We start from the raw sequence: 25897 nt of genomic DNA, 5'->3' as shown, positions 1-25897 counted from the left end.
GGGCAGCGCAGCAATAATTGTACTGATATTATTATTCGGATTGACATGATTTTGATAGCCGCGCATCGTTGCGCCATCACTTGTCTCAATAGGGAGAGACATGCATGGCAGCGCCGATCATCCGCATTGACAACATCACCAAACGCTACGGTCCGCTGACCGTACTCGACGGTCTGTCGATGGACGTGCTGCCTGGCGAAAAGCTGGCGCTTATCGGCCCCTCCGGCTCGGGCAAGACGACGATCCTGCGTATTCTCATGACGCTCGAGGCGATCAGCGGCGGCCATATCGAAGTCGACGGCGATCAGCTCTACCACATGCCGAAGAACGGTAGTCTCGCGCCGGCCGACGACCGTCATCTGCACAAGATGCGCGAGAAGATCGGCATGGTCTTCCAGCACTTCAACCTGTTCCCGCACAAATGCGTACTCGACAATGTCACGCTGGCGCCGAGGCTGACGAAAGGCGTCGCAAAGGCGGCGGCCGAGAAGCGGGCGATGGAGCTTCTCGACATGGTGGGCATGGCCGACAAGGCGAAGAACATGCCGGCGCAATTGTCCGGCGGACAGAAGCAGCGCGTGGCGATTGCCCGCGCGCTCGCGCTCTCGCCAAAGATCATGCTGTTCGACGAAGTGACCTCCGCGCTCGACCCGGAATTGGTCGAAGAAGTGCTGAACGTCATGCGCAAGCTCGCTGTCGAAACCGACATGACCATGCTGCTCGTCACCCATGAGATGGGCTTCGCCCACGATTTTGCCGATCGCATCCTCTTCTTCGACCGCGGCAAGATCGTCGAGGAAGGCAGGCCGGACGAGATATTCCGCAATCCCAAGCAGGAACGCACACAGACCTTCCTGCGCAAGATCATCGCGGCAGGGCACCGCGTCTGAGTGGCTCTGCCGCCCGGAAACAAGGCTCCAAACAACAACCAGGGACAGCCAGAGGAGTTCGGAACAATGAGCATGAGGACGTTATTGACCATGGCCGCCAGCGCGGGCGCCCTGACGGCAGCCGTTGCCGCAGCACCGGCTTGGGCCGACGGCAAACTTGAGGAGCTGAAGGAACAGGGGTTCGCCCGTGTCGCCATCGCCAACGAACCGCCCTTCACCGCGGTCGCCGCCGACGGCAAGGTTTCCGGCGCAGCACCGGATGTGGCGCGCGAAGTCTTCAAGCGCCTTGGCGTTGAAGACATCGTGGCGTCGATTTCGGAATATGGCGCGATGATCCCGGGTCTTCAGGCCGGCCGCCACGATGTCATCACCGCCGGCCTTTTCATGAAGCCGGAGCGCTGCAGTGCCGTCGCCTATTCCGAGCCGATCCTCTGTGACGCCGAAGCCTTCGCACTGAAAAAGGGTAATCCGCTGAAGCTCAAGAGCTACAAGGATATCGCCGACAATCCGGACGCCAAGATCGGCGCCCCGGGTGGCGGCACGGAAGAGAAGCTTGCGCTTGAGGCCGGCGTGCCGCGCGATCGCGTCATTGTCGTGCCGGACGGCCAGAGCGGCCTGAAGATGCTGCAGGACGGCCGTATTGACGTCTATTCTTTGCCGGTACTTTCGATCAACGATCTTGTCGCCAAGGCGAACGATCCCGGCGTCGAAGTCGTGGCGCCGGTTGAAGGCGCTCCAGTCTATTGCGACGGCGCGGCCTTCAAGAAGGGGGAGGAAGCCTTGCGCGATGCCTTCGACGTCGAACTCGCAAAGCTCAAGCAGTCGGGCGAGTTCGCCAAGATCATCGAGCCCTACGGTTTCTCTGCCGCCGCCGCGATGTCGACGACGCGCGAAAAGCTCTGCGCCGCCAAGTAAGCGCTGATCCAAATCGGCCTCTCCCCGACCCGGGGAGAGGCAGTCATCTCTCGCTCGTATATGGAAGAACGATGACCGACTGGTCCGGTTACATAGGGCTGATCCTGCAAGGCGCGCTCGTGACGCTTGAGCTCACCGTGCTCGGCTCCGTGCTCGCTCTCGTCATGGCGTTCGTCGCCGGCCTCGGGCGGGTCAGCGGCTTCCTGGCGGTTCGCGCCCTCGCCACTACCTATATCGAATTCTTCCGCGGCACCTCGATCTTCGTTCAGCTCTTCTGGGTCTATTTCGTGCTGCCGCTTGCCGGCCTCACGCTGTCGCCGCTCCAAGCCGGCGTCCTGGCTCTGGGGTTGAATGTCGGAGCCTATGGAGCCGAAGTCGTGCGCGGTGCGGTCAAGGCGATCGGCCGCGAGCAACGCGAGGCCTGCATCGCTCTCAATCTCTCCCGCTATCAGTCGATGCGTTACGTCATCCTGCCCCAGGCACTGCCGCTCATGCTTCCGACCTTCTGCAACAACGCGATCGAACTTTTGAAGGGCACCGCCGTCGTCTCGCTAATCTCGCTCACCGATATGACCTTCCAGGCGCAGGTGGTGCGGGCCCAGACCGGCAGCACGCTCGTTCCTTTTGCAACGATCCTCGTGCTCTACTTCCTGATGGCGCTCGCCATCTCCCATGGCATGCGCTGGCTGGAACGCCGGGTAACGCGCGGCCTTGATGGCGTGAGGACCTGACGATGGAATGGGACTGGAATTTCGTCTGGGAAATCATGCCGACCCTCATCGAGGGCCTGAAGATCACCATTCTGGCGACCGTGTTCGGCGCAGCACTCGCCGCCGTCATCGGCCTGGTCTTTGCCATCCTGCGCATGACTGCGCCGAAGCCGATCGCGCGGGCCACAGCCTTCATCGTCGAGTTCATTCGCGGCACGCCGCTGCTCGTCCAGCTCTATTTCATCTTCTACGTCCTGCCGGACATCGGCATTCGCCTTCCGGCAATGCTAGCGGGCATCATCGGCCTTGGGCTGCACTATGGTACCTATGCGGCGGAGGTCTATCGTGCCGGCATCGAGAATGTGCCGCGCGGCCAATGGGAGGCGGCGAAAGCGACGAACCTCACCGGCCGCCAGACCTGGATCCATGTGATCCTGCCGCAGGCGATCCCGCCGATGATCCCGGCGCTCGCCAACTATCTGATCGCGATGTTCAAGGAGACGCCGCTGCTCTCCGCCATCACCGTGCTCGAGTTGATGAACCAGGCGAAAAGCGTCGCCAACAGCAGCTATCGCTATATCGAGCCGATGACGCTGGTCGGCGTCTTCTTCCTGATCATGAGCCTGATTTCTGTCGTCTTCCTGCGCTGGCTGGAGGAACGTTACGCACGGGTGGAGGAACGCTGATGCAGACGTTCGACCTTATACTTGCCTCACGTGCACCCAAACTGGACGACCGTCCGATGGACAAACGCATCGGCCTGATCATCCTTGCGACCGATCACACGACCGAAGTGGACTTCCAGCGCATGGTGGCGAGCGAGCGGATCGGTGTCTATGCGACCCGCATTCCCTATGCCAATCCGGTGACGCCGGAGAACCTGCGTGCCATGCAGCCGTCCCTGACATCAGGGGCGGCGCTCATCCTGCCGGACGAGCCTCTCGATGTCGTCATGTATTCCTGCACCTCCGCCTCCGTCATCATCGGTGACGCCGAAGTGAAGGCGGCCGTGCGCGCCGCCAAGCCGAGCGCTGCCGTCGTCACGCCTACTGCCGCTGCCGCCTCAGGCCTCAAGGCATTCGGCGCGAAGCGGATTTCCGTGTTGACGCCCTATACCATCGAAACCAGCAAGCCGATGGCCGACTATTTCCTGGCGCGGGGCTTCGAGATCGCCCGCTTCACCTGCCTCGGCCTCACTGACGACCGGGAGATGGCGCGCATTTCTCCGGACGAAATCGTAACCTTCGCGAGACAAGCGACTGCGCCCGATAGCGACGCGCTCTTCATCTCCTGCACGGCGGTGCGGGCGGCGGGCGTGGCGGCTGAGATCGAGGCCGCCATCGGCAGGCCGGTCGTCACCAGCAACGTTGCCACCGCCTGGGCCTGTCTGCGCCTCTGCGGCGATGAGACGGCGCGGCCGGGTCTCGGCCGTCTCATGACGCTCGCCTATTCGGACCAGTAGCTCATGCCGAACCTTCCCGTGACATTGGCGGATATCGAAAAGGCGGTTCGACGCATCGAGGGCCGGGTGCTGCACACACCCTTGGTGCCTTCATCTTCGCTCTCCGAACGCTGCGGGGTGGCTGTCGGTCTCAAGCTCGAACACCACCAGACGACCGGGAGCTTCAAGCTGCGCGGCGCCACGAACGCTGTGCTTTCTTTGAACCCCGAAGAGCGGGCAAGAGGTGTCGTTGCCGCCTCGACCGGCAACCACGGCCGGGCGCTTGCCCATGCCGCCAAGGCCGAAGGATCGGTTGCGACGATCTGCATGTCCAGGCTCGTGCCCGACAACAAGGTGTCGGAAATCCGCCGGCTTGGCGCCGATGTCCGCATCGTCGGCAGATCGCAGGATGAGGCGCAGCTCGAGGTAGATCGGCTGGTGGCAAAAGACGGTCTCGTCATGGTGGCGCCCTTCGACAACCGGGCGGTCGTTGCCGGCCAGGGCACACTCGGCCTGGAGATCGTTGAGGCTATGGCGGATGTGGCGACAGTGCTTGTGCCGCTCTCCGGCGGCGGGCTCGCAGCCGGTGTCGCCGCGGCGGTGAAAGGACGCTCCCCGAAAACCCGCGTCATCGGCCTTACCATGGATCGGGGCGCGGCGATGAAGGCGAGTCTTGACGCCGGGCGGCCGGTGCAAGTCGAAGAGGTGGCAAGCCTTGCCGATTCCCTCGGCGGCGGCGTCGGCCTCGACAACGGCGTGACCTTCGAAATGTGCCGGGTGCTGCTGGACGACATCATCCTGCTTTCGGAAGCGGAGATCGCCGCCGGCATGCGGCATGCCTATGCCGAGGAGCGCGAGGTGATCGAGGGGGCAGGAGCCGTCGGCATTGCTGCCCTGCTTTCCGGTCGCTTTGGCCAACTGGGCGGGCCGGTGGCGGTGATCCTCTCCGGTCGAAACGTCGACATGGACCTCCACCGGCGCGTCATCAATGGCGGGACCGACCCGTTTGCAGAGGCAGCGGCATGACCACAATGAAGATCCTTACCGAGGCGGAACTCAGGCGGATCGTTCCGCTCGATCTCGATGCCATCGCCTGCGTCGAGGATGCGTTTCATGCGCTCGCCACCAAGGCGGTCTCCATGCCGCCCATCCTCAGGCTCGACATGCCCGAAGAGCGAGGCGAGGTGGACGTGAAGACGGCCTATGTCCCGGGTCTTGACGGTTTCGCCATCAAGATCAGCCCGGGCTTCTTCGACAATCCGAAGCTCGGCCTGCCGAGCACCAACGGCCTGATGGTGCTGCTTTCGACGAAGACCGGCCTGGTGCAGGCGGTGCTGCTCGACAACGGCTATCTGACGGATGTGCGCACGGCGGCGGCCGGCGCCGTTGCGGCTCGACATCTTTCGCGCCCGGATGCCGCGGTTGCCGCCATCTTCGGCGCCGGCATGCAGGCAAGGCTGCAGCTTGAAGCCTTGCGCCTCGTGCGGCCGATCCGCGAGGCGCGCATCTGGGCGAGGGACGCCGCAAAGGCCGAAGCCGCTGCAGCGGAGCTGACGGAAGGGCTCGGCTTTCCGGTCCGCGCGGACGCGGATGGTCGGGCGGTAGTCGACGGCGCCGATATCATCGTCACCACGACGCCTTCCGAAACGCCGGTGCTTCGGGCCAATTGGCTTAAGCTTGGCCAGCACATCACGGCCATGGGGTCGGACGCGGAGCACAAGAACGAGATCGAACCTGCCATCATAACCGGCGCCAGCCTCTATGTCGCCGACAGCCTGAAACAGACGCGCAGGCTCGGCGAGCTGCACCATGCCATCGAGGTGGGCCTCGTGACGGAGAGCGCGATCTTCCCCGAACTCGGCGAGATCATCGCCGGGCGCAAGCCGGGTCGCAGCGGCCCCGACGACATAACCGTGGCGGACCTGACCGGCACGGGCATTCAGGACACGGCCATCGCAACGCTTGCTGCCGCCCGCGCGGCAGTGGTGGGCACCGGCACGATCTTCGAGAGTTGAGACCGGCTTTTCGCCGGGTATAGAGGAAAAACCGATGAAACAAGCGAACCTGAAGTTCTCACTTCCGGAGTATGAAACGCGCCTTCAAAAAACGCGCAATGCCATGGAATCCAAGAGGATTGACGTGCTGATCGTCAGCGATCCCTCGAACATGAACTGGCTGACGGGCTATGACGGCTGGTCCTTCTACGTGCACCAATGCGTCGTCGTGCCCCCATCGGGCGAGCCGATCTGGTACGGTCGCGGGCAGGATGCCAACGGCGCCAAATTCACAGCCTTTCTGAAGCACGAGAACATCATCGGCTATCCGGACCATTATGTGCAGTCCACGGAGCGCCACCCGATGGACTATCTCTCGGCCAAGCTCGCCGAACGCGGCCTCGACAGGCTGACGGTCGGCGTGGAAATGGATAATTACTGGTTCTCGGCTGCCGCCTTCGCCTCGCTCGTGAAGCATCTGCCGAACGCTCGCTTTGTCGATGCAACCGCGCTCGTCAACTGGCAGCGCGCGGCGAAAAGCGAGGCGGAAATCGGCTACATGCGCAACGCCGCAAAGATCGTCGAAAAGATGCATCAGCGCATCTTCGACAAGATCGAGGTTGGCATGCGCAAATGCGATCTTGTCGCCGAAATCTACGATGCCGGTACCCGCGGCGTCGACGGCATCGGCGGCGACTATCCGGCAATCGTGCCGCTGTTGCCTTCGGGCGTGGAGGCTTCCGCGCCGCACCTGACCTGGGACGACCGGCCGATGAAATCCGGCGAGGGCACCTTCTTCGAGATTGCCGGATGCTACAACCGTTACCATGTGCCGCTGTCGCGCACTGTCTTCCTCGGCAAGCCGACACAGGCCTTTATCGACGCCGAGAAGGCAACGCTGGAAGGCATGGAAGCGGGCCTCGAAAAGGCGCGGCCCGGCAACACCTGCGAGGATATCGCCAACGCCTTTTTCGGCGTGCTCAAGAAATACGGCATCGTGAAAGACAACCGCACCGGCTACGGCATCGGCGTTTCCTATCCGCCGGATTGGGGCGAGCGCACGATGAGCCTGCGTCCCGGCGACCGCAGCGAACTGAAGCCGGGCATGACCTTCCACTTCATGACGGGCCTCTGGCTCGAGGACATGGGCTTCGAGACCACGGAAAGCATCTTGATCACCGAGACCGGTGTCGAGTGCCTCGCCAACGTGCCGCGCAAGCTGCTCGTGAAGGATTGAGCCATGCGTCAAGCAACGCTTCGTCCTTCGCCGATCAACCCCACGGTCGATTTTTCAGCCGATGGCGTTCAGCACGGCTTCCTGCGTCTGCCTCACAGCCGCGACGACTCCGCCTGGGGCTCGGTGATGATCCCGCTGACGGTCGTCAAGAATGGGGGGGGGCCGACGGCCCTTCTCACCGGCGGCAACCACGGCGACGAATATGAGGGGCCCATCGCGCTCTTCGATCTTGCCCGCGGCCTGAAGGCTGAAGACGTTACCGGCCGCGTCATCATCGTGCCGGCGATGAACTATCCTGCCTTCCTCGCCGGCACGCGCACCTCGCCCATCGACAAGGGCAATATGAATCGCAGCTTTCCGGGGGCGCCGGATGGCACGGTTACTCAGAAGATCGCCGATTATTTCCAGCGCACCCTGCTGCCGCTCGCAGATATCGTGCTCGACTTCCATTCCGGCGGAAAGACGCTCGATTTCTTGCCCTTCTGCGCCGCTCACATTCTGCCCGACAAGGCGCAGGAGACAAAAGCCTTCGACCTCGTCAGTGCTTTCGGCGCCCCATGGTCGATGAAGATGCTCGAGATCGATGCGGTCGGGATGTATGATACGGCTGCCGAAGAGATGGGCAAGGTCTTCATCACGACTGAACTCGGCGGCGGCGGGACGGCCACGGCCAGAAGCGCCGCCATCGCCAAGACGGGCGTTGCCAACGTGCTGAGAGCGGCAGGTATCCTGAAGGGCACGGTCGAGGGCGTGGAAACCACGTGGCTGAACATGCCGGACGGCAACTGCTTTTGCTTCGCCGAGGACGGAGGTCTTATCGAGCCATTCGTGGATCTCGGCGATGCTGTGAAGAGCGGGCAGATTGTCGCCCGTGTCTATCCCGTCGGCCGCACGGGTGCTGACCCGCTGGACGTGCGAGCGAAGATGGACGGAATCCTCGTCGCCCGTCATTTCCCCGGCCTCGTCAAATCCGGCGACTGCGTCAGCGTTCTCGCGACCATTGTGACGAAATGACCCTTGGCGCGGGCCTACTGGTCCTTCCAGGTGTGAAAGACTGCGGCCTGGCCGACACAGGCGCCGTCGGAGCGCACAAGCTGCCAGACAGTCGCCTCTTCGATCCAGAACCGGCGTCCGGATTTCGCGATCCGAACGCCGCGATAGTTGTCGATGAAACCCTTGGCAGAGACGCCGTCTAGAAGGCGCTGCCTTTCTTCGCGGTCTGGCGCCTCGGCAGAAAGGCGCGACGGCATACCGATGAATTCCTCCCAAGAATATCCGAAACAGGCCTGGGCCGTCTTGTTCGCGTATATGAAACGGGGATCCTCGGACCGGTCATGTGCGAGCAAGGCGAACGGGGCGGATTCATAGAGCCACCTGCCGTCCACGGAAGGATCACCTAAGCTTCTGCCCGTCAACTGGCGGAAGCTTGAGATCATCAGTGCGGAAATCTCTTCGACATCACGCTCGCTCATCATGCCGTTCCCTTTTTGCTGTCGTCGCCATTGGCCGCATCTTGCAGACATCGGCCATGGTGGAGGCGAGAGTCCGCTGTCGCTGCTCCCTTGGTTTCCGGCCAGCCACCTGGATCGCGTGGTGTTCCTGAAGGCGGGCGCCCGGCGAAGAATTCTACGATATCCAGGCTGAGCGCCTCTGCCGATGATTTCTCGAGACTACGTGCGCCTTAGGCGGTCAGTCGTGGATGGCCATCTGCAATTCGGCATCGCGGCCGAGTGTCCTCATCCATTCGGTGAACTCGGGGCGGCTCTTGATCTGCCGACCATAGTGGCGGCCAAGCGCCGCAGTGAGATCACCCCGGCGACCGAGCTGTTCGTCGGCAAAGCCAATCATCTGGGAATTCGGCCACGCTTGCGGGCGGATGGCGACAAGGCGGGCAAAGAGGCTTTCGCCGGGTTCATCCGGGTTTGCCTGCGCCATGAGGGTCAGCATGGCCGCCGTCGAGCGCGATACGCCCATATGGCAGTGAACCAGCACATGGCTCGCGGCTTCCCGATCCTGCCGCATCAGGAAATCCGTACCGAAGCGAAGAACGGCCTCCACGTGTTCCGGGCGGGGCATCACCCGGTTCGGCACCGCGGCAATGATATCGTGGAAACGCAGCGTCGTGCGGTGGTGCTCGCCATAGGCGCCGAAAGCTTCCAGTTCCGGGAGTTCCGGATCGACGATCGACAGAACGTGGGTCACGTTTCGGCTGCTCTGCCCCGGAAGTTCCTCGATACCGCAAACGGTCAGCACGGGAGAAAAGGTCGTTTCCATGTCCACTATCCTTGCATCGGTTTCATGAAGCATCTGCCCGCATTGCGCACGAGCAGGGCAAAAAGCACGTCGAGCATCATACATCGGGGTGCCGCAGATGGGCACGATGAGGGGTGGATCGACGTGCGGCAGGCGTTGAGAATGACGTTTTCATCGGCGGGAGGCGACGACGAAGCCGTCGGGAGAGATGGAAACTATACGTGCGCCGGCCTTCTTGGCAATCTCGATATTCGAGAACAGGGTAACTCTTGCGCCCCAAAAAGGAGAGCACGAAAACCACGCCCTTTCCCGTCAGGCGGGGGACCGCAACCATCTGCAAGGTTGGACATTCACGATACCGGAAGATGCCGTTCTCCAGCCGCTCCACCAACTGGGGGGGCGCCGCGATGGGGTCTGCTCTACGCGCAACAAGGAAGGCGTCGTTCAATGCCCGGTTTAATTAGAAGTTGGCGCGTTACCAGTTGCACCCGTCATCGAATGTGCAATGATTTCCGAATTAAACGACGCCGAATAGCTGCAATCTCGAGACGCCTTTGCGCGACGATCCGTGTCTAGTGCAACTTCCAGCCAACAGGACTTGAACACATCTACACACCAATGAAGGAATGTGATCATGCGTAGAATTCTTGCCTACCTCACGGTCGCTTCGTTCTTCTCGACCTCTGCTTTTGCGGACCCCGCCGTCCTGACGGCAAATGTGAATTTCAGGGTGGGCCCAGGCACGGGATTTGACGCGATACGCGTCATCCCCCAGGGCGAGGAAGTCGATATCAAGGAGTGTGATTCGGAAGCCAGCTGGTGCGCCGTGAGCTATTCCGGCGCTAATGGTTTCGTCGCGGGCAAATACCTCAACCAGTCCGATGCCACCGCGCCCGCCTGGCCAAGGGTATTCACCACCGAAAAGGGCGCGACGATCACGCTCTTTCAACCGCAGATAACGTCCTGGAAGGATTTCAAGGAACTCGAGGCTCTTGTTGCCACCGAGCTTAAATCGTCGTCCGCCGATGCGAAGCCGGTCTACGGTGTCATCGGCCTTTCAGCCAAGACTGTCGCAGACGATGCCTCAGAGAATGTCACGCTGACGGATGTCCGCACCACCCGGCTCGACTTCTCGACGCTGGACCGCCAGCAACTTGCCGATCTCGCGCTCGAAATCGGCAAGCTTGTTCCGACCGATCCGATCGTCGTGTCACAGCAACGGCTGGCCGCAAGCCTTGCGGATTTCGAGCGCCTCGCGGACGTTCCCAATATCAAGGCCGATCCGCCCCCGATCTTCGCGAGTGAGACACCAGCGATCCTGTTGCAGACGGACGGCAAGGCGGTTACGGCCCCGGTCAAGGGCGTTGAGGGCCTGTCGTTCGTGGTCAATACGAACTGGGACCTGTTCAAAGTCGAGCAATCGGGCGATTACTATCTGCGAAGCGATAAGAACTGGCTCACCTCGAAGACACTGGAGACCGGCTGGGCCGAGACCGAAACGGTTCCAGACCTGTTTTCCAAACTGCCTGACATCGAGAACTGGAAAGGGGTAAAGGCCTCCCTTCCGCCAACGCGCTTCAACGAGAACGAAATCCCGAAGGTTCTCTATTCCGAGAAGCCGGCGGAGCTTTTGATCTTTGACGGAAAGCCTGTTCTGGAACCGGTTGCGGAGACTGGGCTTGACTGGGTTACCAACACCACCAGCGCCGTCTTTTTCCATCGCGCCAGCAAGAACTGGTACACCCTTCTCTCCGGGCGATGGTTTTCGTCGGCATCGCTCGAAGGACCCTGGAGCTTTGCCACTCCCGATCTCCCGGAAGATTTCGTGAACCTGCCTGACGACGCGGCCTATTCGGCAGTGCGCGCCTCCATCCCTGGCACGTCAGAAAGCGCGATGGCGCGTCTGAGGGCGAGTATCCCAAAGCTTGCGCGGGTTTCGACCGACGGGTCGTTGAAGATGGATGTACACTACAATGGCGAGCCGAAGTTCGAGCCGATCGAAGGCACGTCCCTGTTTTATGCCGTCAACGCGAATGAGCAGGTGATCAAGGTCGCGGACAAGTATTTCGTCCTCAAGGATGGCATCTGGTTCGTCGGCGATACGCCGACCGGACCTTTTGCCGTTGCGCGCGCGGTTGCCGATGAGATCTACACGATCCCCTCGTCGTCTCCGGTCTATAACGCCACCTATGTTCGCGTTTACGACACGGAGCCGGACGCCGTCTGGTACGGTTACACCCTCGGTTATCTCTACACCTACCTCGCCTGGGATACCGTCGTCTGGGGCTCGGGTTGGTACTATCCGCCCTATTGGGACTATTACGACGACGACTGGCCCTATTATCCGCCTCCGATCAGCTATGGCTTTGGCGCTTCATACAACCCGGCTTACGGAACCTTTGGCCGCTACGGCTACGCTTACGGACCCGAGAGAGGTCTGGCGTTCGGCGCGGCCTATAACCCGGTCACCGGGACGCGGTTCCGCGCTGGGGCGGTGGCGGGGCCGGGCGGCGAACGAGGGTTCATTTCCGCCTATAACCCACGCACCGGGAATGCGATGGTCGCGCGCGGTGGGCAGAATGTCTACGGTGCCTGGGGCAGTGTTGCCGTCAAGCACGGCGGAGAATTCGCGCGTATCAGCGGCGGAACAACGGGCAGTGCCGGCGGTCTGCGCTGGCGCAACACGGAAGGCAACAAGGGCTTTATTGTCGGCAGCAAGGGCGGCGACGTCTATGCCGGTCGTGACGGCAGCGTCTATCGCCGCCAGGACGGGACGTGGCAGAAGCACACTCCGGATGGCTGGCAACCGGTTCAGCGGCCTGACGGAGAGAACCTCCGGAATGCCGCAGCCAACAGACCTCAAGCCGTGCAACGTATTCAGAACCGGGCCGAGACGAGACCCGTGCCGCGCCGCAACCAGCAGGTTCGTCAGCGGGCGCCCGATCATCTTTCCTTCGACCGGGCCGGACGCCAGTTCGGCAACCAGAATGAGCTGAGCCGCAACTATGGCCGCCTCTACCAGGAGTCTGGCCGCAACTTCCAAGGCTTCGACGGCGGCGGTGGCTATCGCGGCGGCGGCTTCCAGGGCGGCAACCGCGGCGGATACCACGGCGGTGGCGGTCGGGGCGGTGGGGCAGCCATCCGTAGTGGCGGTGGCGGCCGGGGCGGCGGGGGAGGCTTCCGCGGTGGCGGTGGTGGCGGACGTGGCGGTGGCGGTCGGCGCTAGGTGCGCAGACGAAACGACCACAACCTCCTTCGTCCAGTCCGATATGTTCCGGAGGAAGCCGCCGGATGCGGCTTCCAAACGACGGAGCGTTAAGCCGTCTGATAATGCAGGTCACACGACAGCCGATGGACAGGATGCGTCGGCTAGAACGGCGTCGGGACCGCGTGGCCTGCGGTTCTGATCATCGGCGAGGCACAAGCGCGCGAATTGTGCTCCTGAGAAGAGCCCATGGGGCGGCGATGTCACTCTGCTCTCGACATGGCACATTTCGCCAGCAAGGCCAGCAAAAAGGGAGACTTAAGATGCGGTTCAGCCGAAACAAGCTAGCAGTGCTTACTTTCATCTGTCTGGCGTCGCCTGCATTTGCCGGCACGACCGTCAAGGTTGTCGAGAGCGGCGAGACGGGCGGCAAGATGACCCTCACACTGGATCAATCGACCATCAAGGCCGGCGAGACGACCTTCATGGTCCACAACGACGCAATGACAGAAGAGCACGAGATGGTGCTGATCAAGCTGAAATCGGCCGACCAGAAGATCGATGTCGTCGCGGCCAAGCACCGCGTCAACGAAAAGCAGCTGAAAAGCCTTGGCGAGGTGTCCGACCTGAAACCGGGTGCCGATGGCCAGATGAAGGCCAAGCTCACGCCAGGGTCCTATGTACTGCTCTGCAATATCAAGGGACACTTCGAAGCCGGCATGCATGCGACGCTGACGGTCACGAAGTAGCCCGCCTCTGACGCAGAGATGACCAATTGCACCGGCGGGTATCGCATGGCCGCCGGTTGCGCAGTGAGATTGGGCAGTGGCAGTTCAGTCGTTGCCTATGCAGACCACTGAAAACGAAAGCGAGGCAGGCGCTTGGCGTCAGCCGGGAGCCAGTTCGTGCTCGACAAGCCCCTCGCGTCGCCCGAAGGAAAGCAGTTCTCGGGTGTAGGGATCGGCCGGCGCGCCGATCACTTCTTTCGTTCTGCCGAATTCGATGACGTCGCCGTGCCGCATGACCAGAAGCGCGTCGGAGATATGTGCGACGACCTTCAGATTATGGGTTACGAAGAGCATCGACAGCCCGCGGCTTTCCTTCAGGTCCGAAAGGAGATTGAGAATCTGCGCCTGCACCGAGACGTCGAGCGCCGATGTCGGTTCGTCGAGGATGAGGAGACTCGGCTCCAGCGCCAGTGCACGGGCGATCGCCACGCGCTGGGCCTGACCACCGGAGAGTTCGCTTGCGCGTCGGTCGAGAAAATCGGCCGGCAGCCCGCAGTCGCAGAGTAGGCCCGCGATCTTCTTCCGCATGGCCGCGTCTTGTCGGCCGCCTTGCGCCAGGATCGGCTCGGCAAGGATATCGGCGATCGTCAATCTTGGGCTTAGCGAGAGGAAAGGGTTTTGCAGCACGACCCCGATCTTCTGGCGTTCTCGGCGCAACGCGCTGCCCCGCAGCGCCAGCCAGTCCTGTCCTTCGAGCCGGATCTGCCCGCTTTCCACCGGAAGGAGCCGAAGGATGGCGCGCAGGAGGCTTGTCTTGCCGGAGCCGCTTTCGCCGACGATGCCGATGGTCTCGCCCTTGGCAAGGCGGAAGCTTGCGCCGTTGACTGCGGGTTTTGGGCGCGCCGCGAAGAGACCGGCGCGGTAGCGGATCACGAGGTTGTCGACGTCGAGTATCGGGGGCGTGGTCATGCAGCGTCCTCCGGCAGGTGGCATAGCCAGCGATGCGCAGCACGGCTGCGCTCCGGCGGTGGCGTGACTGCGCACTCATGGAGCGCCCGGGGACAGCGCGTGGCAAAGGCACAGCCGGCAATTGCCGAGCGCGGCGGCGGTATGGAGCCCTCGATGGCCGCAAGCCGTGCCCCATGCGGTGCAGCGTCCGGAAGCGCGGCGAGCAGGGCACGGGCGTAGGGGTGCCCGGGACTTTGCAACACCGCATCGACGGGGCCGGTCTCGACGGAGCGGCCCGCATAGAGCACGGTCGCACGATCGCAGGCCTCGGCGATGACGTCCATGTCGTGGGTGATCATCAAAACGGTGAGGCCGCGCTCGGTCACCAGCTTGCGCAGAAGCGCCAGAACTTGGGCACCGACCGAGACGTCGAGCGCTGTGGTCGGCTCGTCGGCGATCAGGAAGTCCGCGCCGGTCGCCAGCGCCTGGGCGATGACCACACGCTGCTGCATGCCGCCGGAAAGCTGGTGCGGATAGCTGCGGAGCACTCTTTCAGGATCAGAAAGTCCCGTTGAGGCCAGCAGATCGATCGCCTCCGAGCGCCTCGCCCGATGCGGCAGGTCGCGATGGGCGCGGATCACATCGTCCATCTGGGTGGCGATGCTGAGCACGGGATTGAGGGCGGCGGCAGGATCCTGGGCGATCATGCCGATCCGCCGGCCACGCAGTCGCACCGCATGCTCCCGAAGATCCTCGCCGTCAAAATGGAACCGGTCGGCAACGATGCGGGCACCCTTCGGCGCCAGGCCAAGTGCGGCCATCCCGGTCATGGTCTTGCCGCAGCCGGATTCGCCGATGACGCCGTGGATCTCGCCGCGCTCGACCTCAAGGCTGACCGCACGCACCGCGTGAACGTCGCCTTCTGACGTCGGGATGCTGACCGACAGGTTGCGGATATCAAGCAGAGGCACGGTCAGTCCCTCCTTTGCGCTCGCGCAGGGCGTCGCCAAGGACGCTGAAGGCGAGCGCGATGGCGAAGATGGTGAGGCCCGGCATGGCCGAATACCACCAGCGTGCGGGGAAGAATTTTCGACCGGCATCGACCATCTGGCCCCAGTCGGCGGTCGGCGGCAACACGCCCAGGCCAAGGAAGGAGAGGGCAGCCGCGGTAAGAAGTGCCGGCCCGACATCGAGGGCCGCCTGCACGGTCAGCGGCCTGCCTGTCGCCGGCAGGATGTGGCGCAGGATGATGCGCCAATGCGAGACGCCCGCAATCTGTGCCGCCTCCACATAGGGCTGCCCACGCAGCACCAACACCTCCGCGCGGGCCAACCGCGCATACCAGGGCCACCAGGTGACAGCGACGGCGATGACGCTGTTCAAAAAGCCCGGTCCGAGGGCGGCGGCCATCAGCACCGCCAGCAACAGTGCAGGGAAGGCGAGGAAGACGTCGGTACCGCGCATCAGCGCCTCGTCGACCCAACCGCCGAAGTAGCCGGCGGCAAGACCGATCGGCAGGCCGATCAGCAGCGAGAAGGCGACGATCAGCATGCCGTTCGTCAACGAGACCCGGGTGCCGTAGACGATGCGGCTCAGAATATCCCGACCGAGATGATCGGTTCCCAACCAATAGTCCGCCGAGGGTGGCGAGAGCTTGGCCGCGACATTCGGTCCGCCGGCCCCTTGCAAGGGATAGGGTGCGATCCACGGCGCGAAGAGTGCGACGAGCACGAAGAGAAGGACGATGGCAAGCGCGAGGGTGCCAGGCCAGCCGAGGCGTTGGAGGAGCTTTTTCATGACAGCGCCACCCGCGGGTCGACAAGGGCTTGGGTGATATCGATCAGTAGGTTCATCACCACATAGCAAATGGTGACGACCATGGTGACGGCGGCGATGACCGGAAAGTCCTTGGCGAGGATCGCTTCGGAGACGTAACGGCCGAGACCCGGCCAGGCGAAAATGATCTCGACGAGCACCGCGCCGGTCAGGGCATAGGCAAAGGAGAGACCGATCACCGTCAGTGCCGGCCCCATGGCATTCGGCAGCGCGTGACCGAAGAGGATGCGCGGCTCGGAAAGGCCGAGTGCGCGAGCGGCAACGATATGGCGGCGCTCAAGGATTTCGATCACGGCCGAGCGCGTCAGCCGCATGGCGACGCCCGCAGGATAGGAGGCGAGCGTCAACGCCGGCAGGATCAGATGCGTCAGGGCGTCGCCGAGTGCGTCGAGGCGGCCGGCGATGAGCGCGTCGATCAAGTTGAAGCCGGTCACCATCGGCAGCGGCGCGGAAATCGCGATCTCTCTGGAAAGTCGGCCGGAAAGCGGAAGGATGCCCAGCCATTGCGCAAAGATGAGCTGCAGGATCATGGCCAGGAAGAAGGTCGGCATGGCGACGGCCGCGATGGAGCCGAAACTGCAGAACCGGTCCGCCCAACCGCCTTGCCGCGCCGCGGCGATGACGCCGAGCGGAATGCCGATCAGGAGCGCAAGGCCGGTCGAAAATATCGCGAGCTCCAGGGTGGCCGGAAGATAGGCTCTGAGATCCTCCGCGATGAGGCGCCTGGACTTGTAGGAAATGCCGAAATCGGCGGACGCCATGGCGCCGGCGAAAGTCGCGAAACGGGCCGGAAGAGGCGCGTCGAGATTAAGCTCCTGGCGTGCCTTCTCGATTTGCTCGGCCGTGGGACGCGGGCCCGCATAGAGCGCTGCGGGGTCCGACGGTACGACCTGTGCCACCACGAAGACCAGGAAGGTCACGCCGACCAATACGAAGGCGGAGAGAAACGTGCGGCGCAGGATGTAGCGTAGAAGTTCCATCAGACCCCCGCGTGCCCTACCGGCTCAGATCGTTGACAAAGGCGATGTGCCCGTAGGCCGGATTGTCAGCATAGCCCTTGATGTCCGCACGGATGATATGGACGTTCGGCTGGTCGAGCATGAAGATGGCTGCCGCATCCTTGATGATCTTGCGCTGCGCTTCGATGAACAGCGCCTCGGCGCGCGGGCGGTCGGTGCCCGAGAGCTTGGCCGCTTCATCGATCTTGGCGTCCACCTCCCGGTCGGAATAGTAGCCGAGATTGAAGTTCGGCGTCTCTTCGCTGTGGAACAGGTTGACGAGGTAGTCATAGGGGGTGACGAAGGTCGGCCACCAGAACATGACGAAAATGTCCTGCGCCATCTCGGGGTTCGATTTGCCGAGCTGCCATTGCGCCTCCCATGCCATCGGCTGGAGCTTCAGCGTGATGCCGAGCGTCTCCAGATTGGCCTTCCAGAGTTCTCCTGCGACCGCCTCGATCGCCTGGGACGTGGAATAGGTCATGACCAGTTCCAGGCCAGGCTCAATGCCCTCTTCGGCAAGAAGTGCCTTTGCGCCTTCCAGATCGGTCTTCGGGATCGGCGCATTGGCGTCGTGGCCCCAGATGCCGGCCGGGACGACGCCCTTGGCGCGGGTGCCGAAGCCGCTCGTGCCCGCGGCGATCACGTCGTCATAGGGAAAGGCGAGCGACAGGGCCTGACGCACCTTGACCTTGTCGAGCGGCGCCCGCTTGACATTGTAGAGGCCGAACAGCGTTTCGAAGGAAGGGTTGACGACCACGTTCAGGTCGGGATTGGACTTCAACGCCTCGAGATTTTCGTAAGGGAGGCTGTAGGTCCAGTCGGCCTGGCCGCTCTCGATCATGTTCTGAGCGAGCGTCGCATCCTCGACGATCTCGAACGAGATCGTCTGGAAGGCACCGTCCGGCACCTTGCCCCAATAGCCTTCGACCCGGTCGAGAACGGCGCGCTGACCGGGCTCGTAGCGCGAAATCTTGAACGCCCCGGTCCCTGCATCGTTGCCGGCGTTGAACCAGGACGCTTCCTTGTCATGCGAGGAAGGCGCGTAGATCCAGGCGGCGAAGCCGGCCGATGCGATGAGGTCCAGGGGCTGCGGTTCGGAAAGCACGAAGACCACCTTCAGCGGTTCCGGCGTTTCGATGGACGAAACGGGGCCCCAGACGAAGGACGCACCGCCGCCGATTTTCTTGGTCCGCTCGATCGAGCCCTTGACCGCCTGCGAGGTCAGCGGGCTGCCGTCATGGAACTTCACGCCATCGCGAAGGGTGAAGGTCCAGGTCTTGCCGTCTGCGCTCACGTCCCAGGAGGTGGCAAGCAGAGGCTCGATTTTGGCTTCGGCCTTGTCGGTCGCGGGAATGTAGCGCGTCAGCCCTTCGTAGACATTGGCAAGCACCGCGCCGTCGTTGGAAAACGAGGTGGCGGGGTCGAGGTCCGGAAAGCTCGTCGGATAGGCTAGCGTGAAGATGCTGCTCGTGCCCTCGGCCATCGCAAAATTCCAATTCGATGCGGCAGCTGTGGCGAGAGCAGTGAGGGCGGCGGTTTTCAAGAAATTGCGGCGGTTCATGTCAGGCTCCCAATCGAGTTCTGGAGGTGCGGACGCTTAGGCGTCTTCTTTGTAGTGGGGTACGGCAGGCGCATCCGCAGACACGCCCATCGGCACGAAGTCGAAATCGTAACCAAAGGCACGCGGGCCGACGGAGGCGAGCGCGATCTCGCTGCGCAGCAGCACCGGTGCAGGCATGGACAACACGTCGATGCGCAGGCCGTAGCGCAGCTCCTCCGTGCCGATCGCCCGACCGGTTTCCGAATCCACGATGCAGATCAGGTCCGGCACCATGGTGATGATTTCTTCGCCTTCGCGCGCGACCAGATATTCGTTCTGAATGTCGACCGTCAGTGTGCGCCCCGCGTCCGCATCCAGGCCCGCAACGGTGAGCTTGCCGCGGGTGAAGCCCGCCATGACACGGCGGCTGATATCGGTCACCTTGCCACGCATCAACCGCACACCACCGGATTGCTTCAAGATGGCCTCGACCGGATCCTCCTTGGCCACGCGCGCGTTCATGACAGCGTCCCCGAGGCTCCAGGCCTGGCTGGTGGTGTGGGGCACGCCGAAACGGCGGACGAATTCACCGGACATCGGCGCGGTCGTCATCAGTGCCGTGCATCCCATGGCAATGGTGCTGGCGCGCAATAGCTTCTCCAGCATCTTCGGCGTCGTCGCCTCGGTGACGACGAGCACGTTGCCGTCCGCATCGGCAAGCGCCGCGGGCCGTACCGCCTGGCCGTGGATAAAGAAGGTCGTCATCTGCACTTCCGGGAAGGCCCGGCCCATGCCGTCTGCATCGACGACAGGCAGGTCGACCATCGCCGCCGTCAGCATCGGCGCAATGCCATTGCCGCCACCAACTTCGTCACCGAGCAGCGCATCGACCTTGCGGCCCATATGCCGTTCGAGCGCGTTCAAAAGCCGGACGCCCTCACTGCCTTCCGGGATCTTCTCAATACCCACGGTCGGGGCACCGATGCCGCCGATACCGAGAATCTGGGCATCCGGTGCCATGTCGGCCGGCCGCACCATGCGGATGCGCTTGCCTTCGCGTAAGAGCGCCTTGGCACGCAGCAGACCGTGATAGGTGCTGCCGCCACCGCCGGTTCCCAGAATGCCGCAGCCGATGGCGATGCGATCGATATCCGCTTCGCTGAGCGTCCAGTATTTCATGCCCGCAACTCCCCAATCACTTTCGCGGCGACGCGAACGGCATTGCCCGGCAGGTAAGCCAGCGGCGTTTCTTCGATTTCGGCAAGGGTGGTCGTATCGGCATCTGCGCCGGCCTCGACGGCGCGCGCCCGAGCCTCCGCGACGATGGATTCCAGTGCGATTTCCCGCGTGGTGCCTTCAAGCGAAACCACGCTGTCCACCTCGCCGGAGACCTGCGCGATTGCCGCGCCGATTGCGTTGGCGGAACCGAAATGATCAGGCTTGAGTGAAACGGATGTTCCCTCCAGCAGCCCCTCGACCAGCACCGAACCGCCGCCAACGAGAATGGCGGGGATCGGATCGGCGCTTGGTTTCATGCGGTCCAGCACCGTTTCGATGCTGGCCTTCATCTGCGCCAGCATCTGCTGCGCAAATTCTGGCGTGATGTGGCTGAGGCGGCTGCGGTCGCCGAGGTCGACGAGGTCGGCAGCCACGGCGATGTCGGTCGCCGTCAGCGTGTCGCCGCCGAAGCACAGAGCCTTTTCCGGCAGGCGGAAACCAACCGAATCCGGACCGATCGTCGCAGACGCACCCGGGCGCACGATGCTGCCGCCACCAAGCCCGAAGGAATAGACATCCGGCACGCGGAAGTTGGTCGGCACGCCGCCGATCATCGCGCCTTCGCTGCGGGTGCGCGGGAAACCAGCGACCAGCATGCCAATATCCGTGGTGGTGCCGCCGATATCGATCACGGCCGCGTCGGAGAGCCCGGTGAGGAAGGCCGCGCCGCGCATGGAGTTGGTCGGTCCCGACGCGATCGTGAAGACCGGATAACGTTCGGCGAATTCGGCGGCCATTAGCGTGCCGTCGTTCTGCGTGAGGAAGAGCGGGCAGGTGAGGCCGAGGGCGGCAAAAGCCGAGCGGAAGGCGCCGACCGTCTCGCGTCCGAGCGTGTGGAGGCTCGCATTGAGGATCGTTGCGTTTTCGCGGGGCAGAAGGCCGGTGCGGCCGACGCGGTGCGACAGGCTGATTGCCGCGCCGGGCATTTCCTCGGCGACGATTTCTGCTGCGTCGTTTTCCATTTTCGGGTCGACCAGGGCGAACACCGAGCAGATCGCGACGGCAGAGATGCCACGCGCACGCCAGTCGCGGCATGCCGCGCGGATGGCCACATCGTCGAGCGGTGCAATCTCCGAACCATCGTAATTGACGCCACCGCCAACCAGGGCGGCACCACCGTCGACGACGGGGCGGAGCGTGTCCGGCCAATCGATCATCGGTGGCAGCGAGCGCGTTGCAGCGCCGCAAAGTCGGAGAACGCCAACCTTTTCAAGATGCCGACCCTCGACGATCGCATTGAGAAAATGCGTGGTGCCGATCATCACCGCATTGACCGCGCTGGCAGAAACGTCTGCTTCGGAAAGGACGGTGCGGATCGCCGCGCTGACGCCCGATGTCACGTCTGCGGTGGTCGAGGATTTTACCGTGGCCAGGACCTCGGCACCGCGCAGCAACGCCGCGTCCGTATTGGTTCCGCCGACATCCACTCCGATACGAAGCATGGTCTATCCCTTTTTCTTGCTGCCGAGGTCGCTACCGCGGCTGATCGCGGTCGTCCTCGTGCCGAATACCTTATAGAGACGCAGCACGACCGAGCTCGTGACGCGCTTGATGCCAGGCAGTTTGCCCAGCTCCTGATCGATGAATTCGAGCAATGCCGCATGGTCGGCGACGAAGAGCGAAGCACTCAGGTTTGCCGTGCCGCTCGTGGCGGCGAGGTAGCCAATCTCGTCATACTCGGCGAGCAGGATGGCGACGTCTTCCTGCTTGCCGGGCTCGACCTCGATCAGAAGCTCGACCTGGACATCGCGTCCAAGCGCGACCGGGTCAGGAATGGCGCCGATGACGATCATCTTGGCCTGGAGCAATCCGGCAATGCGGTTGCGGATCGTGCGTTCCGAGGCGCTGCCGATCCGGCCGGCGATCTCGGCCGCCGAAAGGCGCCCGTCTTCGGAGAGATAACGGATAATCTCGCGGTCCAGATCATCGACGAGGTAGCGTTGGGTCATCACCGTTTCCGTTTCAGCCTTGATAGGCAGAGTAAATTTCCGAAACGGAATTGTGTCAAGAATATTTCAATCCAATTGGGCAGTTATTATCAAAAATTGCCCGTTTTAGGCATGTATTCATTCATAAGTTGCCGAATCGGAAATTGCGATGCGGTGAGAAGGTGACCTATGCGGCTATGCGGGGAGGCAGCATGCATGGCTTCCGTTCGGCGTGGCCTCGCGCCCGAAGTCTCTCGTCTAGCGCCTGAAGACCGTACGCGCTGACGAACGGTCGAGAGGGGGGCGTGTTGATCTTCAGCCGAATGCCAATCTGATGATCGGGCTGAGCATCCCGATCAAGACGGAGGACTGCGCAACGAGCGCTTGAGGTTAGCGGTGGTGCTAGGTTGGCGCTGTGGAGCAGGAACTGGCTCTGTTGCAAAACACAGCGGCGTGGGAGGGTTCGCCACGATTACCGATGTCTGGATCAAGCAGACCGCGCTGCCGCAGGCAAAGGTCGCAAGGGCGACCGCCTACAGCGATACGCTCGTCGCCACAGCGGGCCTGGCATTCGCGATGGGAAGACCGACGAACCACAATGCAGTCAGTCGTTTCTGGGAAAGTAGCTGAGTGTGCGTTGCTGTTTGCGAGCCGTTAGCCGCCCTGCCGCAGGGTCAGTGGTACTTTTCCTGCTCGCGAACGAGGATCGCCGGAGCGTTCAGCCCGGCGATCGGTTGTTTGACATCCGTCGGAATGTCCCCGGTCAGTTGAAGGTCGAGATAGCGCGCGCAACAGACCCTCAGAAACGAAGTGAAGTTCCCAAGATCGTGGCCGGCATCGATGGACTCATGATGCAGCTTGGTTATCAACTGCGTGACGTTCATGCGATCGCGATGGGCGATCTCCTCGAGCTTCGACCAGAAGAAGTTCTCTAGCCGAACGCTTGTCACCATGCCATCGATGCGTAGCGAACGCGTTGCGCTTTCCCAGAGCCTTGCGTCCGCCTTTATGAACAATTCGCACATCGCGGTCCTCCCTTGTCCGCTTCCTCAGGCGGCGTCCGTTTGTAGCAGGGCGGAGGCGTCGAGCACAGCCATGAACTGCCGCAGCCACGACGGGTGCGCCGGCCATGCGGGGGCGGTGACGAGGTTGCCGTCCGAGACCGCGTCATCGATCGCGATATCGGCATAAATGCCGCCGGCGAGTTCGACTTCCGGGCGGCAGGCGGGATAGGCCGAACATGTGCGCCCTTTCAGCACGCCGGCCGCTGCAAGAAGTTGGGCACCGTGGCAGATGGCCGCCACCGGTTTCCCGGCCTCGAAGAAATGCTGCACGGCCTTGATGACGTCGGGGTTGAGGCGCAGATACTCGGGCGCGCGGCCGCCCGGGATGACGAGCGCATCGTAGTCCTCGGCGCGAATACTGGAGAAAGTAGCGTTGAGGGCGAAGTTGTGGCCGCGTTTCTCGGAATAGGTCTGGTCGCCTTCGAAATCATGGATCGCGGTCGCGACCGTCTCTCCGGCCTTCTTGCCGGGGCAGGCGGCATGGACGCTGTACCCGCAGGCAAGCAGCGTCTGAAACGGGACCATCGTTTCATAGTCCTCGGTGAAGTCACCGGTGATCATCAGAATTTTCGAAGCTGTCATCTGTTCCTCCCAAAACCAATGGAAAGAGCCTAGCAGGGCAGGCGAGCCAGAAGGTACTAACGGAATACTACAACGAAAATTCCAGGCGGGACCGATTGGTGGCGGAGCGATCGCCATTCCGGTCCTGGTTCCTGTCAGTCAGTCTCGTGTGTGGCCCCCGATACGGCCCGAACAGCTACTCGCTGAGGGAAAAACAGGGGTGCAATGATGGCGTCTCCCTCGTTTCATTTTGCAATCACTCATTGCGAGACGGGCCGTCACATATCTGTCATAAACGCGAACAAGATTCTGCTTCAAATCCACCGGAACCGAGAGAGATGTCCGAGCAATTCTCGCTACTATGCGAAATGCTGCCCCAAAACTCTGCTCGTTCAACGACATGTGTCCAGCAGGCTGGCGCGATTTGTTTTCGGACCTCAGCAGATAGCCTTCCTGAAGTCTTGCTCGTCACGAGCCGCCGCAACGGCCATTGGGGAATACCAAAGGGGCGTATAGAGGCAGGGGAGACGGCGCGCGCCGCAGCCGCGCGCGAAGCGATGGAAGAGGCTGGCGTTAGAGGCCGGGTATCGAGCGATGCCATTGGCTCGTTCGTTTATACCAAGGATAGCATTGACCTCAGCTATCACCTCAACGTGCATTTGCTCGAAGTCGAGGAAATTCTGGCGGACTTCCCCGAGAGGCAAAGCCGGAGACTACAATGGACTCCGCTTGAAGCCGCCGTCCAGGAAGTCTCTGAGCCAAAGCTCCGTGAACTGCTGTTGCTTCTGGCTGCAGAAAACGGGCTATGTGTCGGGTTTGAACTCCAGGCCCGGTAGCGCTGCCGGCATCATGCAGGGAAATCACTTTGCGGTTTTCGCTCTTTGCAGAAGAACCTGCATCTCCTGAAATCGTCTCTTGCGTTCGGGATCGTCCTCATCGGCGGCGTAACAGATGCGTGAAACGCAGAAGCGCAGGATTTTTGTCGGCGCGTTCGCATTGTCGAACTCGCAGTCGAAGGTGTCCGTCATATCTGACTTCTTTGTGTCGGCTCTTTCGGAATACTTAAAGCGTGCACCGGGCGGTGCAATCTCGGGAAAGGACTGCACCACCCCGACGTTGAGCGTGTCGACCAGGAAGAAATTCTTGGCGACTGCCATGCAGGCCGTCTCCAGGCCGGGGCTTTGCGCATATGCGGGGCCTGCCGCGATACATAGAACTGGGAGAAGCCATTTCATCGCATACTCCATCCGACCTTGCCATCCGATCGGCTGCTCCGACAACACGCGAAGGTGGAAATTGTTCCCTCGCGTGGCGATCAGGATGTTGGTGCGGTCGTGAAGCGAGATCCTGCTGGCTCAATTGATCGCAAAGCGCGGTTTCAGATACCGTATCGGCTATGAGCGCTTGGCCAACTGGTGTTCGCGCCAGATCGTGAAAAGGCCCGCGCCGACCACGACCAGGGCGCCGATGATCATGTTGTGGGTGATCGTTTCGCCAAACAACAGGACGGCAAACATCACGTTGAGAACCAGCTGAAAATAAGTGACCGGCTGAACTTCCGCGGCAGGCAGCAGCCCATAGGCCCGGATAAGGAAGTAGTGGCTAAGCGTGCCGCAGACGCAAAGAGCTGCCAACGCGAACCAATCGGTGGGGACGACTTCGGTCCAGTAGAACGGGCCGATCAGCGAAATCGCCAGTGCCCCAACCACACCCGCGTAAAAGAGACTCGTCACCGCGGAATCCTCGCGGCTGACTGCGCGCGTGGCGATGCTATAGAGCGCGAACAGCACGGAGGCGACAAGCGGCAGAAGCAGCGACATGTCGAAATGAACGTCCACCGGATTGATGATCACCAGAACGCCGACAAGACCAATCAGTACTGCAGCCCCGCGCCGCCATCCGACTACTTCTCCGAGAAGCGGTATCGACAGGATGGTGATGATCAGCGGTGTTGCCTGGAAGATCGACTGGCTCATGGCGAGCCCGGCGTGGACATAGGAAAAGACGATGACGACGATCTCTGCGACCAGCAGAAGGCCACGAACAACCTGCAGCCAAGGGTGTCGCGTTTGAATGGATCGGCGAATGCCACCGGGAGACGACGCGGCAAAGGCAAATACGAAGAGGGCGAACGCCCAGAACCGGATCATCGTTATGAAGAGCGCCGGATAGCGATCACCCAGATACTTGGTTATCGCATCCTGGCCAGCGAAGATGCAGATGGCGAGGAACGCAAACAAATAGCCGCGGGTCTTGGGGCTCATCACACTAAAAACTCAGAATCGTTGACCATTTGATTAGCATAGACTTTTCGGAAGCGCTCGAACCAAAGCTCACGATACGGGTGCATTGGCGCGCGAAGTCGGAT

27 protein-coding genes are annotated in these 25897 nt (G+C 62.2%); 13 read left to right on the top strand and 14 right to left on the bottom strand.

Annotation, left to right across the window (positions count from 1 at the left end):
- The first annotated feature begins 104 nt into the window (after positions 1 to 104).
- The 9 genes from ehuA to doeB all read left to right on the top strand — a co-directional run bounded on the left by ehuA (position 105) and on the right by doeB (position 8201).
- A complete protein-coding gene (gene ehuA / locus AC070A_RS21100) occupies positions 105 to 890 on the top strand; it encodes an ectoine/hydroxyectoine ABC transporter ATP-binding protein EhuA (protein ID WP_113478311.1) in 786 nt (261 codons plus the stop codon).
- Positions 891 to 962: 72 nt separating this feature from the next.
- Positions 963 to 1805 carry an ectoine/hydroxyectoine ABC transporter substrate-binding protein EhuB gene (ehuB, locus tag AC070A_RS21095; RefSeq protein ID WP_492384426.1) on the top strand — a complete coding sequence of 281 codons (843 nt, stop codon included), beginning with the start codon at positions 963 to 965 and terminating at the stop codon, positions 1803 to 1805.
- 71 nt (positions 1806 to 1876) lie between these two features.
- A complete protein-coding gene (ehuC, locus tag AC070A_RS21090) occupies positions 1877 to 2536 on the top strand; it encodes an ectoine/hydroxyectoine ABC transporter permease subunit EhuC (protein WP_492384322.1) in 660 nt (219 codons plus the stop codon).
- 2 nt (positions 2537 to 2538) lie between these two features.
- Positions 2539 to 3201 carry an ectoine/hydroxyectoine ABC transporter permease subunit EhuD gene (gene ehuD / locus AC070A_RS21085; protein ID WP_093234568.1) on the top strand — a complete coding sequence of 221 codons (663 nt, stop codon included), beginning with the start codon at positions 2539 to 2541 and terminating at the stop codon, positions 3199 to 3201.
- Positions 3201 to 3977: an ectoine utilization protein EutA gene (eutA, locus tag AC070A_RS21080; RefSeq protein WP_113478310.1), complete on the top strand. Its 777-nt coding sequence runs from the start codon at positions 3201 to 3203 to the stop codon at positions 3975 to 3977. The genes ehuD and eutA overlap by 1 nt, the downstream gene beginning before the upstream one ends.
- A gap of 3 nt (positions 3978 to 3980) precedes the next feature.
- The gene (gene eutB, locus AC070A_RS21075; RefSeq protein WP_492384321.1) at positions 3981 to 4982 is read left to right on the top strand and encodes a hydroxyectoine utilization dehydratase EutB; all 1002 of its coding nucleotides are present in this window, start codon (positions 3981 to 3983) and stop codon (positions 4980 to 4982) included.
- Positions 4979 to 5971: an ectoine utilization protein EutC gene (gene eutC / locus AC070A_RS21070; protein WP_492384320.1), complete on the top strand. Its 993-nt coding sequence runs from the start codon at positions 4979 to 4981 to the stop codon at positions 5969 to 5971. Before eutB ends, eutC begins: the two co-directional genes overlap by 4 nt.
- 34 nt (positions 5972 to 6005) lie before the next feature.
- Complete coding sequence (doeA, locus tag AC070A_RS21065) at positions 6006 to 7187, top strand: ectoine hydrolase DoeA (protein ID WP_492384319.1); 1182 nt, start codon at positions 6006 to 6008, stop codon at positions 7185 to 7187.
- Positions 7188 to 7190: 3 nt separating this feature from the next.
- A complete protein-coding gene (gene doeB, locus AC070A_RS21060) occupies positions 7191 to 8201 on the top strand; it encodes a N(2)-acetyl-L-2,4-diaminobutanoate deacetylase DoeB (protein WP_492384318.1) in 1011 nt (336 codons plus the stop codon).
- Positions 8202 to 8215: 14 nt separating this feature from the next.
- Here the strand turns inward: doeB and AC070A_RS21055 are convergent, their stop codons facing one another.
- Complete coding sequence (locus AC070A_RS21055) at positions 8216 to 8659, bottom strand: MEKHLA domain-containing protein (RefSeq protein ID WP_492384317.1); 444 nt, start codon at positions 8657 to 8659, stop codon at positions 8216 to 8218.
- Between the two features lie 217 nt (positions 8660 to 8876).
- Entirely contained in the window at positions 8877 to 9461 is a 585-nt protein-coding gene (locus tag AC070A_RS21050; protein WP_492384316.1) for a tyrosine phosphatase family protein, read from the bottom strand.
- A 613-nt stretch (positions 9462 to 10074) separates the two neighbouring features.
- On the opposite strand from AC070A_RS21050, the gene AC070A_RS21045 reads away from it, so the two are divergent.
- Positions 10075 to 12666, top strand: a complete 2592-nt coding sequence (locus tag AC070A_RS21045; RefSeq protein WP_492384315.1) for an SH3 domain-containing protein — start codon at positions 10075 to 10077, stop codon at positions 12664 to 12666.
- A 302-nt stretch (positions 12667 to 12968) separates the two neighbouring features.
- Positions 12969 to 13394, top strand: a complete 426-nt coding sequence (locus AC070A_RS21040; protein WP_492384314.1) for a plastocyanin/azurin family copper-binding protein — start codon at positions 12969 to 12971, stop codon at positions 13392 to 13394.
- 138 nt (positions 13395 to 13532) lie between these two features.
- On the opposite strand, the gene AC070A_RS21035 is transcribed toward AC070A_RS21040, so the two are convergent.
- Genes AC070A_RS21035 through AC070A_RS21000 form a run of 8 tightly spaced genes read right to left on the bottom strand, consistent with a single transcriptional unit; the run spans position 13533 to position 21925 of the window.
- Positions 13533 to 14342: an ABC transporter ATP-binding protein gene (locus AC070A_RS21035; RefSeq protein ID WP_492384313.1), complete on the bottom strand. Its 810-nt coding sequence runs from the start codon at positions 14340 to 14342 to the stop codon at positions 13533 to 13535.
- Complete coding sequence (locus tag AC070A_RS21030) at positions 14339 to 15292, bottom strand: ABC transporter ATP-binding protein (RefSeq protein WP_492384312.1); 954 nt, start codon at positions 15290 to 15292, stop codon at positions 14339 to 14341. Before AC070A_RS21030 ends, AC070A_RS21035 begins: the two co-directional genes overlap by 4 nt.
- Positions 15279 to 16118: an ABC transporter permease gene (locus AC070A_RS21025; protein WP_492384311.1), complete on the bottom strand. Its 840-nt coding sequence runs from the start codon at positions 16116 to 16118 to the stop codon at positions 15279 to 15281. The genes AC070A_RS21030 and AC070A_RS21025 overlap by 14 nt, the downstream gene beginning before the upstream one ends.
- Complete coding sequence (locus tag AC070A_RS21020) at positions 16115 to 17137, bottom strand: ABC transporter permease (RefSeq protein ID WP_492384310.1); 1023 nt, start codon at positions 17135 to 17137, stop codon at positions 16115 to 16117. The genes AC070A_RS21025 and AC070A_RS21020 overlap by 4 nt, the downstream gene beginning before the upstream one ends.
- Positions 17138 to 17153: 16 nt before the next feature.
- A complete protein-coding gene (locus AC070A_RS21015) occupies positions 17154 to 18719 on the bottom strand; it encodes an ABC transporter substrate-binding protein (RefSeq protein WP_492384309.1) in 1566 nt (521 codons plus the stop codon).
- Between the two features lie 36 nt (positions 18720 to 18755).
- Positions 18756 to 19877, bottom strand: a complete 1122-nt coding sequence (locus tag AC070A_RS21010) for a DUF917 domain-containing protein (protein WP_492384308.1) — start codon at positions 19875 to 19877, stop codon at positions 18756 to 18758.
- A complete protein-coding gene (locus tag AC070A_RS21005) occupies positions 19874 to 21418 on the bottom strand; it encodes a hydantoinase/oxoprolinase N-terminal domain-containing protein (RefSeq protein ID WP_492384307.1) in 1545 nt (514 codons plus the stop codon). Before AC070A_RS21005 ends, AC070A_RS21010 begins: the two co-directional genes overlap by 4 nt.
- Positions 21419 to 21421: 3 nt before the next feature.
- A complete protein-coding gene (locus AC070A_RS21000) occupies positions 21422 to 21925 on the bottom strand; it encodes an Lrp/AsnC family transcriptional regulator (protein ID WP_492384306.1) in 504 nt (167 codons plus the stop codon).
- Between the two features lie 432 nt (positions 21926 to 22357).
- On the opposite strand from AC070A_RS21000, the gene AC070A_RS20995 reads away from it, so the two are divergent.
- Positions 22358 to 22534, top strand: coding sequence for a hypothetical protein (locus AC070A_RS20995; RefSeq protein WP_492384305.1), 177 nt, complete (start codon positions 22358 to 22360; stop codon positions 22532 to 22534).
- 44 nt (positions 22535 to 22578) lie between these two features.
- On the opposite strand, the gene AC070A_RS20990 is transcribed toward AC070A_RS20995, so the two are convergent.
- The gene (locus tag AC070A_RS20990; protein WP_494773580.1) at positions 22579 to 22929 is read right to left on the bottom strand and encodes a ribbon-helix-helix domain-containing protein; all 351 of its coding nucleotides are present in this window, start codon (positions 22927 to 22929) and stop codon (positions 22579 to 22581) included.
- Between the two features lie 24 nt (positions 22930 to 22953).
- Positions 22954 to 23550: a DJ-1/PfpI family protein gene (locus AC070A_RS20985; RefSeq protein WP_057249374.1), complete on the bottom strand. Its 597-nt coding sequence runs from the start codon at positions 23548 to 23550 to the stop codon at positions 22954 to 22956.
- 317 nt (positions 23551 to 23867) lie between these two features.
- On the opposite strand from AC070A_RS20985, the gene AC070A_RS20980 reads away from it, so the two are divergent.
- Positions 23868 to 24365, top strand: a complete 498-nt coding sequence (locus AC070A_RS20980) for an NUDIX hydrolase (RefSeq protein ID WP_492384303.1) — start codon at positions 23868 to 23870, stop codon at positions 24363 to 24365.
- Between the two features lie 24 nt (positions 24366 to 24389).
- On the opposite strand, the gene AC070A_RS20975 is transcribed toward AC070A_RS20980, so the two are convergent.
- Together AC070A_RS20975 and AC070A_RS20970 are read right to left on the bottom strand one after the other, a co-directional pair.
- On the bottom strand, positions 24390 to 24764 hold the full coding sequence (locus AC070A_RS20975; RefSeq protein WP_057249412.1) for a hypothetical protein: 375 nt from the start codon (positions 24762 to 24764) through the stop codon (positions 24390 to 24392).
- A 159-nt stretch (positions 24765 to 24923) separates the two neighbouring features.
- Entirely contained in the window at positions 24924 to 25793 is an 870-nt protein-coding gene (locus AC070A_RS20970) for a DMT family transporter (protein ID WP_494773579.1), read from the bottom strand.
- Positions 25794 to 25897 lie beyond the last annotated feature (104 nt).

The organism is Ensifer sp. GW101-20A05 (assembly GCF_059424735.1).
Note: the sequence above shows the minus strand (reverse complement) of the source record. Positions and strands in the feature narration are given on the sequence as shown.

Coding starts and splice junctions, on each gene's coding strand:
- ehuA (WP_113478311.1), top strand. CDS start 105: ATGGCAGCGCCGATCATCCGCATTGACAACATCACCAAACGCTACGGT.
- ehuB (WP_492384426.1), top strand. CDS start 963: ATGAGGACGTTATTGACCATGGCCGCCAGCGCGGGCGCCCTGACGGCA.
- ehuC (WP_492384322.1), top strand. CDS start 1,877: ATGACCGACTGGTCCGGTTACATAGGGCTGATCCTGCAAGGCGCGCTC.
- ehuD (WP_093234568.1), top strand. CDS start 2,539: ATGGAATGGGACTGGAATTTCGTCTGGGAAATCATGCCGACCCTCATC.
- eutA (WP_113478310.1), top strand. CDS start 3,201: ATGCAGACGTTCGACCTTATACTTGCCTCACGTGCACCCAAACTGGAC.
- eutB (WP_492384321.1), top strand. CDS start 3,981: ATGCCGAACCTTCCCGTGACATTGGCGGATATCGAAAAGGCGGTTCGA.
- eutC (WP_492384320.1), top strand. CDS start 4,979: ATGACCACAATGAAGATCCTTACCGAGGCGGAACTCAGGCGGATCGTT.
- doeA (WP_492384319.1), top strand. CDS start 6,006: ATGAAACAAGCGAACCTGAAGTTCTCACTTCCGGAGTATGAAACGCGC.
- doeB (WP_492384318.1), top strand. CDS start 7,191: ATGCGTCAAGCAACGCTTCGTCCTTCGCCGATCAACCCCACGGTCGAT.
- AC070A_RS21055 (WP_492384317.1), bottom strand. CDS start 8,659: ATGAGCGAGCGTGATGTCGAAGAGATTTCCGCACTGATGATCTCAAGC.
- AC070A_RS21050 (WP_492384316.1), bottom strand. CDS start 9,461: ATGGAAACGACCTTTTCTCCCGTGCTGACCGTTTGCGGTATCGAGGAA.
- AC070A_RS21045 (WP_492384315.1), top strand. CDS start 10,075: ATGCGTAGAATTCTTGCCTACCTCACGGTCGCTTCGTTCTTCTCGACC.
- AC070A_RS21040 (WP_492384314.1), top strand. CDS start 12,969: ATGCGGTTCAGCCGAAACAAGCTAGCAGTGCTTACTTTCATCTGTCTG.
- AC070A_RS21035 (WP_492384313.1), bottom strand. CDS start 14,342: ATGACCACGCCCCCGATACTCGACGTCGACAACCTCGTGATCCGCTAC.
- AC070A_RS21025 (WP_492384311.1), bottom strand. CDS start 16,118: ATGAAAAAGCTCCTCCAACGCCTCGGCTGGCCTGGCACCCTCGCGCTT.
- AC070A_RS21020 (WP_492384310.1), bottom strand. CDS start 17,137: ATGGAACTTCTACGCTACATCCTGCGCCGCACGTTTCTCTCCGCCTTC.
- AC070A_RS21015 (WP_492384309.1), bottom strand. CDS start 18,719: ATGAACCGCCGCAATTTCTTGAAAACCGCCGCCCTCACTGCTCTCGCC.
- AC070A_RS21010 (WP_492384308.1), bottom strand. CDS start 19,877: ATGAAATACTGGACGCTCAGCGAAGCGGATATCGATCGCATCGCCATC.
- AC070A_RS21005 (WP_492384307.1), bottom strand. CDS start 21,418: ATGCTTCGTATCGGAGTGGATGTCGGCGGAACCAATACGGACGCGGCG.
- AC070A_RS21000 (WP_492384306.1), bottom strand. CDS start 21,925: ATGACCCAACGCTACCTCGTCGATGATCTGGACCGCGAGATTATCCGT.
- AC070A_RS20990 (WP_494773580.1), bottom strand. CDS start 22,929: ATGTGCGAATTGTTCATAAAGGCGGACGCAAGGCTCTGGGAAAGCGCA.
- AC070A_RS20985 (WP_057249374.1), bottom strand. CDS start 23,550: ATGACAGCTTCGAAAATTCTGATGATCACCGGTGACTTCACCGAGGAC.
- AC070A_RS20980 (WP_492384303.1), top strand. CDS start 23,868: ATGTCCGAGCAATTCTCGCTACTATGCGAAATGCTGCCCCAAAACTCT.
- AC070A_RS20975 (WP_057249412.1), bottom strand. CDS start 24,764: ATGAAATGGCTTCTCCCAGTTCTATGTATCGCGGCAGGCCCCGCATAT.
- AC070A_RS20970 (WP_494773579.1), bottom strand. CDS start 25,793: ATGAGCCCCAAGACCCGCGGCTATTTGTTTGCGTTCCTCGCCATCTGC.